Raw genomic sequence first — 17,816 nt, 5'->3', positions numbered from 1 at the left:
AATGCAGACATCTAATATTATTCAAAAACTAAGCTATGAGGAAATATTTTCGAGAATGAAGGAAGAGTTAGTGAAAAGTTTTACAGCATTAGTAGAAAGTGACCCAGCGATGAAGGTATTAGAAGTAGCAGCATGGAGGGAATTGTTACTAAGACAAAGAATAAACGAAGCTGTAAAAAGTAATTTACTTAAGTTTGCAATGGGAGAAGATCTTGATAATTTGGCTGAGTTTTACGGAGTAGAGAGGGAAAAAGAAGAAGATGATGAAAGATTTAGAAAGAGGGTAAAAGCAAAAATAAAAGGCTGGAGTACAGGAGGAAGTAAAGAGTATTATCGTTATCATGCACTGTCAGCAGATAGTAGAGTTCAAGATGCGTTAGTAGAATCGCCTACACCAGGTAAAGTGCAGATTTCAATCTTATCAACACAATTATCCACAACTGGCATGGTGTCAGAAGAGCTACTAGAAATTGTAAAAAAGCAGTTTATTAGAGATGATATAAGGGTTTTAACAGATACAGTAACAGTAATTGGTTGCAATATTACGGAAATAGATATTCACAGCAGAGTGAGCGTAAGTCCTGTAATATCAGAGGAAGAAATTAAGAAGCAGTTTATTAAGAAGTTTGAATTAGCAAAAAGATTAGGGTGGAGTGTAACAAGATCGTGGATAATAGCAAACCTATTTGTAGAGGGTGTAGAAAATGTGGAATTAATCGAGCCAAAAGAGGACGTTGTAGTACCAGGAAATGAGTGCGCTGCATTAAGAAATTTAAAGGTTGAGTAATGTTATTGCCACCAAATGCAACAAAACAGGAGAAAGAGCTAGTAGATGCGATAGATTATAAAGTAGATATCCAAAGAGGGTTTAAGTTCAACCTGAAAGAAGAAACATTGCCGTGGATAATAGAAGAATATGGTTTAGAAGAGATACTGCGCTGGGTAAAAGATAAAAGAAGAGCGATAGTAGAAGGAGTAAAATTTCAAAGACTGAGAGGAACATCTGCATCACTAAAAATAGCACTAAAATGGGCAAATATAGAAGATATTACAATTATCGAAGAACCACCTGGTAAACATTTTTTTGAACTGCAGATAGGGATAAGGGATGTTCCAAATAACTTTTTTGTAGATGCGGTTGTAGAGCTTGCAAAACTATCGTTACCAGCAAGATCGCGGCTAATGAGGATTTTTAATGATCACTATAACGTTGATAGGTTTATTTTAGATGAAAGTTTATTTGGAAGTTTGTTGTCAGACTACTCTGGTATAAAAGTTGAAAAAAATGGGCCAGTGTTATCGTTTGGAAGAATAAATTTTTTCAGTTCTAGAGGTCCGTTAGTAGAGATTGTAGACAACTATTTAAGAGAGCATTATGAACAAGCATTTAGTAATGACATATATCGGTTGAATGTAGCAGTGCTTGGGGAAACAGAGCCTCACACAAGGAATTACAAAGGCATCTATGAAAGAAATCATCAGTGGTATAACTTAAAAGCACTACATCCACTACCACAGAGCTTATTGCCAGAAATAAAGTTTACAAAAGCACAGATAGTATTATCAGACAGTTGGAGGTTAGGAGAAATAAACGCATGTTTTCCAGTTGGTAGTATAGAGGAAAGAGGGAATAAATTTGTATTGGGAAACGATACACTTTCAGGGCAACGTTGGAATTTAAAACACAAACCAATTTTAGAAAGGTTTAGCGTTACCCATGATTATAAAGTAGAAAATTATACTGATCAAAAGATCACAAAATATGTTTTAGCAGAACACACCATTTACTATAAAAACGACTTAGATTCAGAGCAAAAAGACTCAATACACGAATTAGAAAATCATATTTTAGTATTTTATCCGGGAGTACTGAAGTGGCATGAACATCGACATTTGCACAGAAGTTGGAAAGATAGTCGAATAATATCTCTAATAAGTTAAGTGCTTATATTTAGATACTCATATATTATATTAATAATAGGTAAAAGTGTATGAAATAAAAAGAAAAAGACTTGCTTTCTCATGCTAAAAAGGACATAACTTGAATAGCAGCAGGTAAACATAAGAAATTTATCTAGCGCTAGAAAAGCTAATTTTGTGAGGTATGAAATGAGTTTTAGCAAGAGTAAGTTTTTTAAAGAAGTATCAAGTAACGGGTTTAAAAACATTAATAAAAGAAATGAAGAAGGAGAAACGATATTACACCAAGCAGTAGAAATCTCTGATTACAAAACAGTGAGATTATTAATAAAAAAAGGAGCAGAGGTAAATGCAAGAGATAAAAATGGTTATACACCTCTACACTGTGCAGTATTCGCAAAGAGTTTAGAAAATGTAAAAGTGCTGCTAAGATCGGGAGCAGAAGTAAATGCCACTCAATATGTCACTGGATGTACGCCACTGCACTCTGCGTGCAAAATAGGAGGAGCAGGAGTTGAAATAATAAAAGAGCTAGTAAAGGCCGGAGCTGAAGTTAATCAACTGAATAAATATGGTGCAACACCAATGTACTATATCTGGGAAAGTGAAAAGTATTGTCTATGTGATAGCAAAGAGAGTGAAAAGGCAAGTAAATTTTTAAGAGAAAAAGGGGGAGTAACAAAAAGTAGAGAACTGACGTGCTATGGAATAGAGGTGCTAGTGGGAGAAATAGCAGACATGTTGAATGGAAGCTACATGCCGGAGCTAAAAATAATAGAGATAGGAGAAATAAGGAAGAGAGACAAATCGCTAATAAAGAAAGAATGTCAAAATTTAGCAAGCAAGATAATCAGCCAAGTGAATGAAATGATAGATGAGGCAGAAAATGTAGTAGTAAGAAAGGCTTAAAAAAGGGACTTAATTTTAAAGAAAGGTGGAGGTAGTTATGGTAAAGCTCGGTAAAAAAGAGGAGTCACTATTAGAGAACTCGTTTAAAAATATTTATGAAAGAGACGAGAATGGAAGAACAGCTCTGCATTATGCAATAAACGCAAAAACAGTGAGGGTATTAGTTGAAAAAGGAGTGAATGTAAATGCAACAGATGTAGGAGGATATACAGCACTGCACCTAGCGGTAACGGAGAAACGTCTAGAAATCGTGAGGGAATTGATAAAATCAGGAGCAGACGTAAATGCTGAGGAATATGGAAATAAATGCACACCGCTGCATCTAGGATGTATGGTAGGTGAAAAAGAAATAGTGGAAGAGTTAGTGGAGGCAGGAGGAGAAATAGAGCAAGAGGATGAATGTGGGATGACGGCAATAGATTATGCGAAAAATAGTAAAGAAGTAACTGAAGTATTGAAGAAAGAAACGGACAGAATTGAAAAGTTATTTATGAGAGGCTGAAAACATGGAGGAAGAAATAGAAAAGAAAGTAATGAATTTAGAGAGAAAACCTTTGGGTGAGCTGAGAAAAATATGGAAGAAGGTATTTGGGAAAGAAGCGCCTAGATACTCAAAGAAATATCTGATACCAAGATTAGCTTATAGAATGCAGGAAAAAGCGTATGGAGAAATGTCAAGAAAAGGAGCAAAAAGACTGGAGTATCTGGCAGATCGGCTAGAGAAGGGAAAAAGAATAAGTAGTGACAAACTTCCAGTAGCAGGAACAGAGCTAATATTAGAGAGAGGAGAAGAGACGCATGCGGTAATGGTAACAGATAAGGGTTTAATCTACAGAGAAGAGTTTTACACGTCATTGTCAGCAGTAGCCGGAAAAATAATGGGAATGAGTTACAATGGGCCGCTTCTATTTGGAATGAGAGATAAGGAGAAAGAATGCTGAAAGAGGTAAGATGTGCGATATATACTAGGAAGTCAAATGAAGATGGTCTAGAACAAAAATTTAATAGTCTTGATGCGCAACGTGTAGCATGTGAAAAATATATAAAAAGCCGAGAAGGATGGGTAGCATTGGTAAAAAGGTACGATGATGGTGGATATTCAGGGAAAAATTTAGAAAGACCAGCAATAAAGGAATTATTTGAAGATGTAAAAACAGGAGAAGTAGATTGTGTAGTAGTATATACGCTAGATAGGCTATCAAGAGAAACAAAAGACAGCATAGAAGTAACGTCATTTTTTAGAAGGCACCGAGTAAATTTTGTAGCAGTAACACAAATATTTGATAATAATACGCCAATGGGAAAATTTGTACAAACGGTATTGTCAGGAGCAGCACAACTAGAAAGAGAAATGATTGTAGAAAGAGTAAAAAATAAAATAGCAACATCAAAGGAGCAGGGGTTATGGATGGGTGGAACTTTACCGCTTGGATATGATGTAAAAGATAAAGAATTAATAATAAATGAAAAAGAAGCGAAAATAGTAGGGCACATATTTGAAAGATATTTGGAGCTAAAATCAATGGCAGAATTGGCAAGGGAGCTAAATAGTCAAGGTTACAGAACAAAATCAGATATCTTTAAAAAAGCGACAGTGAGAAGAATAATAACAAATCCAATATATATGGGAAAAATACGGCATTATGAGAAAGAGTATGAGGGAAAGCATGAAGCAATAATAAAAGAGGAAAAATGGCAAAAAGCGCAGGAATTGATAAAGAATCAACCATATAGAAAGGCGAAATACGAGGAAGCGTTGCTAAAGGGAATAATTAAGTGCAAGAGCTGTGGTGTAAATATGACACTAACGTATGCAAAAAAAGAAAATAAAAGGTACCGATATTACGTGTGCAATAACCATTTAAGGGGAAAAGGTTGTGAATCAATAAACAGAACTATAGTAGCGGGAGAGGTGGAAAAAGAAGTGATGAGAAAGACAGAGCAGCTATATGAAAAACGGGGAGAAAAGACCGAAGAAAAATGGAAAAATTTAAGTTTTGGAAAGCAGAAAGAAGTAGTGAAAAAGTTAATAAAGGGAGTAATGGTTAAGGAAGATGGAATAGAAGTGAGTTCTGAATCAGAGGAAAAGTTTATACCAATAAAGAAGAAAGGAAACAAATGCACAGTAGTAGAGCCAGAAGGAAAAACAAATAATGCGCTACTGAAAGCAGTGGTAAGAGCCCATTCCTGGAAACGTCAGCTAGAAGAGGGAAAATATGGAAGTGTGAAGGAACTGAGTGCCAAAATTAATATAGGTACAAGACGCATACAACAAATTTTAAGATTAAATTATTTAGCTCCGAAGATTAAAGAAGACATAGTGAATGGGAGACAGCCAAGAGATTTAAAATTAGTTGATTTGAGAGAAATACCGATGCTGTGGAGTGAGCAATTGGAGAAATTCTACGGTCTTGATTTATAAAAGCAACAGAAAAGGGCCATGCCAAAAGATGTTGAGATTGATATAGAAAAGTAAATCAATGTTACAGAATCAATTATATGAAAATATCAATGTAAATGATGAAGATTTTAGCATATCAGATGCAATAGTGATAAAAAATGTATCCAATTTTAGCTGCATATTTTAATGGTAGATTTGGAGGAAAATTCTGTAAACATCAAAAAAAGCAATACTCTAAACCACAGCACACAACTCCAGAAAGTAGTACATGTTGAGCAATCTATAGCCCCTTTTGAATCTGAGAGTGTACTTGAAAATCCATAAACATTAAGTAAACTTTTTAAATAAAATAGTTTCTTTTTCAACTTACTAAATAAACTTCTCCCATCATTGCTGTGTAACAAATCATATACAAAGCTATGGTCTACTTACAAGCAGTGCCTTCTGTTGATGAGATGCTTTTTCTATTTTTAACTCATCCATACTACAGCTTGGCAAGCTTGAATAGAACAAGGAATCTTTTTGTTCTTGTGTTTGTTTTGCCAAGACCTTATTTCTATAAAGTAGGGGTTGAAAATGATCATGGCCTCCATTTACCATATGTAAGACACTATTGTGACTATAATCTATCTTACATGCTTTTGATCCTGAGCTATCTATTAACTGATGCAAGAACGGATCTTGTTGCTTATCAATAGTGTGCAATGGATTACTCTCTGCAACATGCAATTTCACACCATACTTACTACAAAGTACTCTGCCCTCGATATCGTAACGTCCCCAAAATTCATTCTTTCCAATGCTATTGATATATTGGTTACACGTAATTCCACGATTTACGAACTCACCTTCAACCTCATCAAAGTCATTGCCAATTTTACTTATAAACCACTCTGGAGGATTGTCTTGCGCAAATCTCTTACACTCATTCCTTAACTGCTCTACAGTAACTTTGATTCCCTTCTGTTGTTCTAGACTTTGCCTGAATGAATCAAAAAAACAGCTTCCATTATTGATTGCGTGCCCTAAATAGAAGTCATCAGGTATGTTTGATTTTTGCTCTTTATCACCTTGTTTTTCTACCTTTTCAATAATTTCTTCCTCTAAACCAAAAATCTTACTCCAGTTGTATTTACCTTCTAACCCCAATTTTTTACTTTCCTTTTCTGCTGCTTTAGCTAAGTCTGTTTTAGAAATATCCCCTTTTTCTTCATAGAACCTAGATAAAGTTTTAAAGATGTCTATCAGGTAAGTTTTTATGTCAAAATTCTTCTCCTTTTGTACAATATTAGACTCAATATTGCGTAAATCTTGTAATAACTTATGCCTTCTAGCAATTTCCTCCATAGAATCCCTTCTTAACTCTTCACGTTCTGTCCATTTGTTGTTAGACTCGCTTATTACTTCAGGACGCATTAATTTTCTAGACCTTTCAAAATATCCCTGTTCAATAGCATTGTAGACCCAGTAGTCACCGAGCGCGCAATCATTGCCTAACTCTTCTTCGCGACCTTTGAATTTTTCTAATATTTCTTCTCTATTACTCACTTCTACTATAATCTTGCTTTTATCCTGTATGTCAGGATACAGTCTAAGGTCTATATTTCCCAAACTAGTATAGAAAGTTAATACTATATCGCTGCCTTCTGTAAGATCTGTGTAATACCTTATGCCGTTTTCGGTTATAATTTCCACCTCACTTTTGCCAATTTTTATTATATCCCTTCTATATGATTCCTGAATTAGTTCCAGATTTCTTGTTCTATCTGTGATTCTTGCAACATCTATTATACTATCCTCTGAGTATTCTAAGTAAGATACATTATTATCGATTTTTCCATCATATAGTTGACCGCTGGTAGCAGCCTTTGCAATTCTAAAAAATTCCTCAGTATTACTAACATACTCTAAATGAGCACTGATCATATTAGCCTTATGAGCTTTGAACTTTAATTCTATTGTATCAATGACTTTTAAACTTTCTGACCTTTTTAACTTTGCTCCTCTTGATATTAATGTACATACTATATCACTGGCAATTCCATAGCTTCCTTCTAGCTGAGCAATTTTTTCTAGTACGTGATCTGCAAAGTAATAATCTTTGTCTTTAGCAAAATTTAATCTCATTCCAGAAGCTATAATCTCATTTACAACTTCTTGTAATTCAATCATGCTTTTAGCTTTTACTACCTTACTTAAAAACTCATTGCGTTTAGCAAGGTAATTTATTTGATAAATCTCTGATAAAAAACTATCGCATTTTTCATAATTGTCTTGTTTTTTACCTATAAAATCAGCTGCTCCTGCTTTTAAGAGCAAGGCTTTTACATTAGGAAATTGACGAGATGGCGAATCAAGAAGTACTGAACTATCATCCTTAACATTTAAAACTATCTTTAAGTCGTTGTCATTTTCATATTGATTTAAAAACTTTCTTAGATTTTCAACCTCTGGATCATAAGCATTATCCCAATCTTCATCAAAACTTGTAGCGAGAAGCATTTTACCTAGTTGCTCTCTTAATTTTTTTTGACTATTAGTTAATAAACATCCTATAATGTTGTCATTATCAATTGCAACTTGCAGTGGAGTTTTTCCATCGTTATTTTTTATGCTTAAATCAGCTCCTTTGCTTATGAGCAAATCCATAGTTTTTCTGCTTTGATCACTACACTTAGCAGCATAATAGTGTAAAGGTGTGTTACCTTTTTCATCTTGTATATTTGGATCAGCTTTTGCATCTAAGAGATACCCAAGATCTTCATATCCACTAGAATAAATAGCAGTATCATGCAAAAGTGTTTTACCTTTATTATCCTGCATATTTAGATCAGCACCAGCTTTGAGAAGAGAAGGAATAATTTCGTCGTATTCGAGAAACACGTTCAATATTGTTGTTCCTAGATGCCCTCTTTTTAGATTAAGAACGTACTTCAGGTCTTTATTTTTCTCGTTACTTTCTAAAAACTGCTTAAGATTTGAAAATGAGTCATAATTTCCCATATTAAAATCTTTTATAATACTATTGAGTAATTTTTGATTTAACTTTTTTTGACTCTCTTCCAGTCCTAAGTTAGGTGCATGAATAAGCCACTCATCTATTAAATTCTCTAAGTATTTTTTATCATCTATCAAACTTCTATCAGCCCAAAATAAATCTCGCTTAATGAATTCATAATAACTATCTACTGGTAATTCAGTTGCTTCTGTTTTTGGGCTACCTATTTCTGAACACTCTTGTCCAGCACTTAGGTCACACTTCAGTTTTTGCTCATCAGTGTGTTTGCTTTGTTCACTGATAGGTTCTGCAATATATTTTACTGACCCTGTACCCATATTACCTGCTAGCTCTAGATATAGAATATATTATATAGAATGTGTAGTATGTGTCAAGCTAATTTCAACATAATCTTTTTACTACTCATATTTTTGTTAAGTTTTTATGGTAAGTACTGCTAGGTTAAAAGTTGTTTATTACTGGAAGTTTTAGCCGATTTTACTATAGATCAACAAAATTGAGAACACCAGCTATATTTAATATATAGGAATATGATGCTTTAAAGGAGTACAAAAACTGCTGAAGCTTATACAGTAACCTGCGGAGCCACTTCAGCAGAATAAACAAACATATGCTAGTATTAGTAGAGAATTATTTATAAGTCAACTAACTTTTTAAAAAAATATTTTAGTGAAGATACCATGCTAGCTAGTGTTATAAGGAATTGAATTATTTACTCCTTCAAAAAAGGTCATACATTTGCGAGAACAAGCCACGTAAAATAAGGTTATAAAAATAGAAGCTTGAAATCTTTGCAACAAAGTTATGCAAAATAGTTCGTATGTAGATATGGATGAAATGGGCTAATATTGCTAGTTTTAGCGTATAGCAAAGTCAGAATATAAAAAAGTTCGTATGGTACACATGGTAGTCCAATCCATCCCAAAACAAACTCTTCTCACGACCCTTGGTTTTGAATGCTGGAAATGGTTGTGTTATTTGAGTTAGTGGTAATTAATGTTAAAGAGTGAAAATTAGTTTATTTGGAAATAAAAGGAAAATTCATTGCAATTCTATATTTAAAATAGAATAAAGCTCTTTTTGCATCATGTATTAATAAAAAAATATATTTTTTTGCGTATCCTTTCGTTTTAATTAATATGAAGTGATATGACACCTAATGTAGAGTTTAAAGATAATCACGGCACATCAATATCAAATTTGGAAAATGTTAAAATTATAACCTTGAGCGATGAGAAAGGTAATAAGTATACTTTAGATGCAAGCAATGGTAGTCTGGAATTAAAATATAAACAAGATGGTCAAGGTGAAATAAGCTATAAAGTAGGAGGTTTAGCGGCAGCTTTTAAAAGTCTACTTGATATGAAAAGTACTAACAATGATGAACATACAGTACTTGAAGAGAAGTTAGCAGAAAAGTCCATAGTGGAGGCGATATTTTATGCAAAAGATTTTGATAAGGGTGATAGAATCTCTAACTTGATACTAGATAGTACATTTTCTAGGCGAGATGTTCTGCCTGCTTACCTAAATAAAAAGGCTGATGTTGAAAATGTATATACTAAGGAAGAAGTAGATGAAGGATTAAATAAAAAGGTTGATGTTGAAAATGTATATACTAAGGAAGAAGTAGATGAAGGATTAAATAAAAAGGTTGATGTTGAAAATGTATATACTAAGGAAGATACAGATAGAGGATTTATTTCTCGTGACAGTGACGGAATCAATAGATTAGCAAGGGAATTATTTTATAAACATGATCCCAATGCAACTTCAATTTTAGTTAATACATTAGGGAAGCTTCTTGATGAAAAATATGAAATATATGGTGATAATAAAACAGCAAAAGATTTTTTGGCAGAAAAGGGTAATTTTGCTAAAGCTGATGGCTCTAATATAAAAATTTTAGAATTCACGAAAAAAATACTTGATGCAACAGAGGATATAGGAGATGGGAAAAAGAAATCAATTTTAGTGGAGAAATTAGGCAGATTTCTTGATCAAACTGCTGATAACGAAAATGCTTATGATGGTAAGATAGCAAAAGCTTTTTTAGGAGACAAGGGGGTGCAGGGATCAAAAGGTGCAGATGGTCCTCAAGGTCCGGCAGGTAGAGATGGAAAAAGCCCATCAATTGAGGAAGTCGCTGTACAGCTACTTACTGATGAAAATAAAGATATATTGGGAAAAACAGTACTTGATATAACTGATAGCACTGGTCAAAATCTTGCTACTCATGTTGCTAATAAAATAAATCTTAATTCGCAGGATTTTATAAATAAAGCTGATCCAATAAAACTCGCTGAGTTGCTTTTTAATAAAAGTAACTTAGATCAACTTGCAGCCAAAAAGATTGCCGAAGATAAAGTTAGCTCGTATAAGATTTCTGAACTAGTATTTAACGATGCTAAGAATGCACTAGCAGAGAATTATCAGTGGGATCAAAAGAGCTTTATTGAAGATATAATAAAAAATGTCGGCACTTCTAGGTTAGCTGAGTTGTTATTTAATGCTGGCAGTATAGAGAAAGGTGAAGCAAAAAGAATTACTGAAGGGAAGGTTAGCCCTGAAAAATTAGCTGAATATTTGTTTAATGCAAGTGGCTTAGGCGATAATATAGATGAGTCGAAGACGTTAGTCAATAACGTAACTCAGCACCTTTTGAATACCAAGGTAGATGAAATAGGGAAAGCGGTTGTGAAGGATAATGAAAATAGAGAGATCTTAGCAGGTAGTCGTATTTTGCAGGAAGGAGTGGCAGAAAAATTAATTAGTAGCAACACAAATAAATTGGGACAAGCTATTCTGAATGTGAAAAACAAATTTGGTAATGACGCAAAACCTGTGCTGGAAACTCATCTTGCCAATAACAGCAGCTTTCAGGAAGCTGTGGCAGGAAATCAAGATTTAAGGACTGCAGTAACAGCTAATTTTGGGAGCAATAGAGATTTTTGCAATATTGTAACAAGAGATCTTAGTAGAGATGAAGAAAGTCTGTTAATTGATAGGCTGCCTTTTTATGAAATTCCAGATGATCCAAATGCTCCGCTTTCTTGGAATTAGTAATGTAATTTTTGCTAGACCAACCGATTCCAAGAAAAATTGTTCTCACGCTTGCTGGTTTTGGGTGCTGGAAATGGTTATATTGTTTAGGTTTTTAACAGTATATATTGCTAAATTAGTAGCAATATATTAAAGACTTTCATCAAAAATTATTCCATAAAAAATTTCTAAATAGGGGTTGATAAGTTTTAAAAATGGAGTATTGTACTGAGTAGGAAAATAGTTTTTTTTATATAGTTTATGAAAGATCAAACGAGCCTTACAACGGATTTTACGCATGCTATAGAAAATGACGACTTTAAACGGTTGGAGGAATATATTGATCAACATATTGATAAATATAATGTTAATCGTGAACTTTTAGATAAGTTGCCTTTGCTGTCCTGGGCTGCCTGTAAAAATAGTGTAAATGTAGCTCAACTTCTTCTTAGTATTGGTGCTGATATTGACATTAGATGTGACCAAAATTGGACACCTCTACACTATGCTGTTAGTGCAGGTCAATACGATATGGTTAGATTTCTTGTTGATCAAGGTGCCAGCATTTTAGCTAAGGATAATAATGTTAAGACACCTTTACGCATAGTAAATGAGCTTGGTAACACAGAAGTAGCAAACTTTTTGAGAGCAAAGCTAGATAAATATTTATTTTCTGCTATAGAAAGAAAAGATATTAGAAAGGTTAGTGATTTTCTTGATGGAGGTGCTAATATTGAGGCTAAAGGTATAAACAATCAAACGCCTTTGTGTGTAGCTTCTTGTAAGGGTAATTTGTATGTCCTTAAACTTCTTCTCAGTAGAAATGCTAAGGTTAACGTTCAAGATGATAGTAGAAAAACACCTTTACATTATGCTGCTAGGGAAGGTCATTCAGATGTAGCTGAACTTCTTCTTGGCCGTGGTACTATGATTGATGCTGAAGACTGTTTTGGTATGGCTCCTCTACACTATGCTGCTTACCACAATAGAAAAAATATGGTTAGCTTTCTTATAAAACAAGATGCCAAAATTGAGGCCGTGGATAAAGAAGCTAAAACACCTTTACATTATGCTGCTGGGAAAGGTCATTTAGATGTAGCTGAACTTCTTCTTGACCGTGGTGCTATAATTGATGCTGAAGACCGTTTTGGTATGACTCCTCTACACTATGCTGCTTGCTACAATAGAGAGGATGTGGTTAGCTTTCTTATAAGCCGAGATGCTAAAGTTGAGGCCATGGATGAAGAAGATAAAACACCTTTACATTATGCTGCTGGGGAAGGTCATTTAGATGCAGCTAAACTTCTTCTTGACCATGATTCTATAATTAATGCTAAAGACCGTTTGGGTATAGCTCCTCTACACTATGCTGCTTACTACAATAGAGAGGGTATGGTTAGCTTTCTTATAAGCCAAGGTGCTAAAGTTGAGGCCATGGATGAAAAAGCTAGAACACCTTTACATTATGCTGCTAGGGAAGGTCATTTAGATGTAGCTAAACTTCTTCTTGAATGTGATGCTATAATTGATGCTAAGGACTGTTATGATCGGGATCCTTTATATTATGCTGATTCGTATAATAAATTAGATGTAGTTAGACTGCTTGAAGGTAGGAATGGTGTGAACACTTGTAACCCTCTTACTAATTTTTTAAGTGCATGTATCCATTCCCCTATTGCTCGTTACTTCGGAAGTGTTTGCGTAGAAGGAGCGCCAATTTTATACAGAAGGCAACGTGCCTCTGCAATTGATCACAATGCTTTGGAAGGTAGTTTACGACTCTTCAGTATCTGTAAAGGAGGAAGAGAAGGTATAGATAAAACACGTTTCAATAAAGAGATTAGTTATCTACATGAAAATGCTTATTTGTATGATGTTTTACTGTTACAAGATGAGGAAAATCAAAACACACTTTTGCATGTGGTTATTAAAGAAAATCAGGTTGATCTTGTAAAAGAACTTTTGTGTATTCTTAAGGAGCCATATCGTTCGAATAAGGTGTATAAGTGCAAGTATTTTGAAGATAAGCAAGAAAATGAAAAGCCGCTTTCTAAAGTTATTAATTCTAAGGATAAAGACGGAAAAGATGCAATTACTCTGGCTATTGAAGGTAATGACCCAGAATGTATTTCGGCTCTTTTCAAGTATTTAACTTATGAAAATATTAACAGAAGGAAAGATGTTAAAAGCGATTACACACCTCTACATGAAGCTGTGCGTTCTAGAAGTAGTAACGCAATTAGTGCGCTTCTAAAATCAGAGCATGTAAACGTTGAGCTCATAGATGGAAGATCTTACAGAGCATGGAAATATGTTAATAATGAAGAAACAAAACAATTGTTTATTAGGTATTATAGTGATAAAATTAATGATTTGCGTAAAGAATTAGCACATTGCAATGAAAAATTAGCGCAAGTCGAGTATTTCCTGTGCAGAACAAAACTTGCTTTTGTATGCTCTGCAGCTTTTGGCTCTTGTCTTAATATGTATAAAAATTTTCATGATGCAATAAGTGGAGATATGCCAGGTGTTACCATTCATCCTCTCTTGTTGTTATTTTCTAGTGCTACAGGTCTAATAGTGTTGTGTAATCATTTTATCGATTTAACACTTTCAAAGTATAAAGAAGAAAGTGTTAGCTTGCAAAAAAAATTGGACAGTTTTAGAGAAGCAAGAGATAAGTTGGAAAATAAATTACTTCATTTTCAAGAAGGTACATCTCAGGGTATTAGGACGAATTCAATTTCTACGCAACTATCTGATTATGATGACGTACCTGGAACATTAGAATCACCTACCTCTATAAAGAGCTTTGAAAGCTCAGCAAAGGTATCCGTTTATAACCTGCCTAAGGAATTTAAGTAGCCTAATTTAGTAAGTACATAGAAGTAATCATATTAAAGAAGATATTGGTTTTTGAAGTAAGAGGAGAAAGCTCACAATCTTTGCTCATGTGTCTAAATTGGAGAACCAAGAGAAAGTTTGTTCCACAATAGAGATGTTCAAAAAAGTGTGTCAAATCAAAAAGAAAGTAATAAATTGATATAAAAAGGTGAAATAGAAAACCACTTATTGGCTGAAAGTGAAGAAAATAATAGAAAAAATGGGAGAAATGCAAAGGCTTTACGTACAAGTGCAGATTCATTTGAACTTTTAACACCAAGAGATAGAGAAGGAACCCCAAATAGTCAAAAAAAGGCAAATAAATTTACATCCAGGGCTTGAAACGAAGATTTTAAGCACATTTGCAAGACCAATCGATTTCCAAAAAAATCTTCTCATGCTAGCTGGTTTTTATTGCTGAAAGTGGTTGTATTATTTAGGTTCTTAGTAATATTTAATATTAAATTAATAGTAATTCATTAAAAATTTTCATCAAAAATTATTTCAAAAAAATTTTAAATTAGGGGTTGACAAGTTTTAAAAGTGGAGTACTATTCCTGAAATACATTAGATTACTAATTTTTTATGGTATGTAAGTGTGTGATGGCTAAGGTAATTTTACTTTTGTGAGCGGGCTATGTTATGTGAGGGCATTCCAGAATTCTTGTTTGAGGGAAGATGGTCCTTTCTGTGTTGCTTGAGGAAAGAAAAAAGCTCAGGGTAAGAGTGGCTTGTTATAGTGTGATTGCTTAGTTAAGTTAGGTAAGTTTTTATAAATGTGGAGGGACAAATGACTTTAAACAATGATGATTTATTAGTTAGTGCTGCAGGAGCAGGACGCCTTAGTGACGTTAGAGAACTTCTTGAGAAAGGGGCTAATATTGAAGCTAGAGATAGTGATGGTTACACATCTTTGCATAGGGCTGCTGAAGGAGGTCATTTAGAGATAATTAGATTTCTTATAGATAAGGGGGCTAACATTGGAGCTAAAAATAAGGATGGTGGAAAACCTTTAGATGTAGCAAATACCTCTCGTCAGTCAGAAGTAGTAAACTTTTTAGGACCAAAGCAAAGTGAGTATGATAGACTTTTATTTGCTGCTGTAGAAAGTGGGAATGTTAGTGAAGTTACAAATCTTCTCAATATTGGAGCTAGTATTGAAGTTAAAGGTGTAGAAAATGCGGAGTTTAGGTTAGCCCGTTATGTAAAAAGAATTATGGAGATGAGTAATTACCATAATGTTCATTCGGAAAAAAAATCTGAGCTTGAAAGGATAAAAGGAGAATTACCAGAGTCAGTAAAGAATGCAGTATTTTCATCGGAGGTATGTATTAAAAGTGTTTACTATAGTAATGAGTATTTATATCCTGCTAGTGATTATCTTAGCCATGATAGGGATAGAAGGAGAGTATTTACTTGAAGGCCAGGGGGCAAAGATAGTTCATGTCAATGGAAATTTGAACCTGAAGGTAACAACATATATATAAAAAGCACTTATTTTAATGAGTATTTATATCCTGCTGGTAATGGTCTTAGCCATGATAGGGATAGAAGGAGAGTATTTACTTGGAGGCCAGGGGGCAAAGATAGTTCATGTCAATGGAAATTTGAACCTGAAGGTAACAACATATATATAAAAAGCACTTATTTTAATGAGTATTTATATCCTGCTAGTGATTATCTTAGCCATGATAGGGATAGAAGGAGAGTATTTACTTGGAGGCCAGGGGCAAAGATAGTCCATGTCAATGGAAAATTGAGGATTGTGGATCTACTCGCAAGAAGCGTGATGTACAATATAGTATTACAAAAGAAGCTAAGTGTGATCTATCTTATGATAATGCATCAGACAATTCATCGCAAAGTGACGAAATAGGCTATAACAAAATAGGAGCTACAAGCGGAGCAAGTAAGCCGTCTTCATGGATAGATGCTGTTAAAGGTGTTTTTCAGTTTATCTCTTCCCCTTTAAGGGCTGCGTTGCCTTCATTTTCAGAAAATAGCTCTAGCCGTTCTGGTACAGCAGGAAGTAGCTCCAATCATTCTGATACAGTAAGAAACCCAAATATCCAATATACTAGCCAATTTAGTCGTGAAGTTTGTGCGAGTAATAATGCTAGCTTGATGTTTTTCTTGTTACAAGCTTTTCTAGATAAAAAGTGTCCTCTTCCTAAGTTTTCTGATGTTAATCCTGTAAAGGCTCTTTTTTACACATCGGATATTATAAAGTCGTTCAAGGAAGTATTAGAGAAGCAAGCTGAATCGAAAGGTGGTATAAAAATGCACCGCTTAGATATTAATTTTGAGAAATTATTTGAGAAGATTAATGAAAAAATTAGGAGTGGTGAATTTAATGAAATTTCAGGGATTTTAAAATCATACGCAGAGGAAGCATTGCCTGGTAGAGAACCCGGAGATCCCGGTAGATTAAGTCCGAAAAAGTTTGATAAGTTTATGGCTGAATTTAATAGAAGAATAGACCCAGTAATAAATCAATTAATGCAACAAATGTTAAGCAGATTAGAAGTGAGTGACGTAAAAGAACAACAAATAAGCTTGGAGCCTAAAAGTTATCTAAATAATACTTCTGTTCAATGTCATTTAACTCAAGCTAGAGGTCAAGGTAAAGTATTAATTCCTTAATTTTTGAATTTCATCTATCGAAAGGCCGGTAATTTGAGCGATAACATCAATAGAGACACCGGCCTTAAGTGAGTTCTTTGCCACTTCGATTTTCTCTGCTTTTCTGCCTTTTTCATGTCCGATTTGGATGCCTTCTTCTTTACCTTCTTCTCTACCTTTTTCAGTAGCATCATCAAGTTTTTGAGCGAGGACAGCCTGTTCATCAAGAATACGTTTTATTTCCTGTTCATAGGCAATAAATTCTTTTTCTGACCAGTTGAATCTATTTAGCTCTTCATAGGCCTTTTTAATTATTACATCACTACCTATTATTTTTTCCAGCTCTTCTTCACTAGTCTCATCTGCATATCGAAAAAAATAAACCCATTTTTCAACTATATTTTCCAACTGATCTTCCTTATTCTTTGGAAATTTTGGCAACTCAATAAATATAAAATAGAAATCTTTTAGATCATGCTCATTAGTGTCTTCATCTCGAATAGTATGCTTTGATTTGTACTCAGATTTATTAGGAAACAGTACACAATCTGCTATAGCAATGAAGATAATTTCCTTAAGGTTATGATACTGGTCACCTTTATCAGCTTGCCTTGAGTAAGCTTTAGCAGCATAGTATTGGGCACGTTTTTCAAAGCCTTTAGTTTTAGCGACCTGCATTTCGCAAATGTATTGAGCACCTGTAGAATCTCTACAGAGAACATCAACAATACTTTGCTTTTTAGCGGCGATATCGGGGTCTTGAATAGTACTTAAAAACTCTATATCCTTTATTTCATTTTTACCAGTAAAGCCAAGAATATCATTGAGGAAGTGAATAAGGATATCTCTATTTTTTTCAGTACCGAAGATACGCTTAAACGATACATCATTTTTGGGATCAAGAAACTTAGAAAAAGTCATAAGAAAGAACCTTAAAAAGCATTAATAATTATACATAATTCTGAAGAAATGTTCAAGTTTTTTATTTTTTTAAGTTTTGAATGCGTTGATGAAAAAAAT

At 34.0% G+C, this 17,816-nt stretch carries 12 protein-coding genes and 1 pseudogene; 11 read left to right on the top strand and 2 right to left on the bottom strand.

What is annotated here, in order from left to right:
• Position 1: 1 nt before the first annotated feature.
• The 6 genes from OOK90_RS02970 to OOK90_RS02945 all read left to right on the top strand — a co-directional run bounded on the left by OOK90_RS02970 (position 2) and on the right by OOK90_RS02945 (position 5,251).
• Positions 2-787: a baseplate assembly protein gene (locus OOK90_RS02970; RefSeq protein WP_264706145.1), complete on the top strand. Its 786-nt coding sequence runs from the start codon at positions 2-4 to the stop codon at positions 785-787.
• Entirely contained in the window at positions 787-1,941 is a 1,155-nt protein-coding gene (locus OOK90_RS02965; protein WP_264706144.1) for a phage tail protein, read from the top strand. Before OOK90_RS02970 ends, OOK90_RS02965 begins: the two co-directional genes overlap by 1 nt.
• A 168-nt stretch (positions 1,942-2,109) precedes the next feature.
• Positions 2,110-2,829, top strand: a complete 720-nt coding sequence (locus tag OOK90_RS02960) for an ankyrin repeat domain-containing protein (protein WP_264706143.1) — start codon at positions 2,110-2,112, stop codon at positions 2,827-2,829.
• Positions 2,830-2,866: 37 nt separating this feature from the next.
• Positions 2,867-3,331, top strand: a complete 465-nt coding sequence (locus OOK90_RS02955; RefSeq protein WP_264706142.1) for an ankyrin repeat domain-containing protein — start codon at positions 2,867-2,869, stop codon at positions 3,329-3,331.
• 4 nt (positions 3,332-3,335) lie between these two features.
• Positions 3,336-3,770 carry a DUF2924 domain-containing protein gene (locus tag OOK90_RS02950; protein ID WP_264706141.1) on the top strand — a complete coding sequence of 145 codons (435 nt, stop codon included), beginning with the start codon at positions 3,336-3,338 and terminating at the stop codon, positions 3,768-3,770.
• Positions 3,764-5,251 carry a recombinase family protein gene (locus OOK90_RS02945; RefSeq protein ID WP_264706140.1) on the top strand — a complete coding sequence of 496 codons (1,488 nt, stop codon included), beginning with the start codon at positions 3,764-3,766 and terminating at the stop codon, positions 5,249-5,251. Before OOK90_RS02950 ends, OOK90_RS02945 begins: the two co-directional genes overlap by 7 nt.
• A 396-nt stretch (positions 5,252-5,647) precedes the next feature.
• On the opposite strand, the gene OOK90_RS02940 is transcribed toward OOK90_RS02945, so the two are convergent.
• The gene (locus tag OOK90_RS02940) at positions 5,648-8,566 is read right to left on the bottom strand and encodes an ankyrin repeat domain-containing protein (RefSeq protein ID WP_264706138.1); all 2,919 of its coding nucleotides are present in this window, start codon (positions 8,564-8,566) and stop codon (positions 5,648-5,650) included.
• 832 nt (positions 8,567-9,398) lie between these two features.
• On the opposite strand from OOK90_RS02940, the gene OOK90_RS02935 reads away from it, so the two are divergent.
• From OOK90_RS02935 to OOK90_RS02915, 5 genes and pseudogenes are all read left to right on the top strand, one after another.
• Complete coding sequence (locus OOK90_RS02935; protein ID WP_264706137.1) at positions 9,399-11,312, top strand: hypothetical protein; 1,914 nt, start codon at positions 9,399-9,401, stop codon at positions 11,310-11,312.
• 240 nt (positions 11,313-11,552) lie between these two features.
• On the top strand, positions 11,553-14,156 hold the full coding sequence (locus tag OOK90_RS02930; RefSeq protein WP_264706136.1) for an ankyrin repeat domain-containing protein: 2,604 nt from the start codon (positions 11,553-11,555) through the stop codon (positions 14,154-14,156).
• 183 nt (positions 14,157-14,339) lie between these two features.
• A pseudogene (locus tag OOK90_RS02925) lies at positions 14,340-14,559 on the top strand (transposase); the annotation flags it as partial.
• A gap of 405 nt (positions 14,560-14,964) precedes the next feature.
• Positions 14,965-15,594 carry an ankyrin repeat domain-containing protein gene (locus OOK90_RS02920; RefSeq protein ID WP_264706135.1) on the top strand — a complete coding sequence of 210 codons (630 nt, stop codon included), beginning with the start codon at positions 14,965-14,967 and terminating at the stop codon, positions 15,592-15,594.
• A 296-nt stretch (positions 15,595-15,890) separates the two neighbouring features.
• The gene (locus OOK90_RS02915; RefSeq protein ID WP_015589129.1) at positions 15,891-16,817 is read left to right on the top strand and encodes a hypothetical protein; all 927 of its coding nucleotides are present in this window, start codon (positions 15,891-15,893) and stop codon (positions 16,815-16,817) included.
• Here OOK90_RS02915 and OOK90_RS02910 read toward each other — a convergent pair.
• Positions 16,806-17,717 (bottom strand): Rpn family recombination-promoting nuclease/putative transposase, encoded by a 912-nt coding sequence (locus tag OOK90_RS02910; protein ID WP_015589128.1) that lies wholly within the window; start codon positions 17,715-17,717, stop codon positions 16,806-16,808. The two genes, OOK90_RS02915 and OOK90_RS02910, sit on opposite strands and share 12 nt — an antisense overlap.
• Positions 17,718-17,816: the final 99 nt, after the last annotated feature.

Source organism: Wolbachia endosymbiont (group A) of Ancistrocerus nigricornis (genome assembly GCF_947250785.1).
Classification (GTDB): domain Bacteria; phylum Pseudomonadota; class Alphaproteobacteria; order Rickettsiales; family Anaplasmataceae; genus Wolbachia; species Wolbachia pipientis.
The sequence above is the reverse complement of the archived record's forward strand: the minus strand, read 5'-3'. Positions and strand labels throughout refer to the sequence as shown.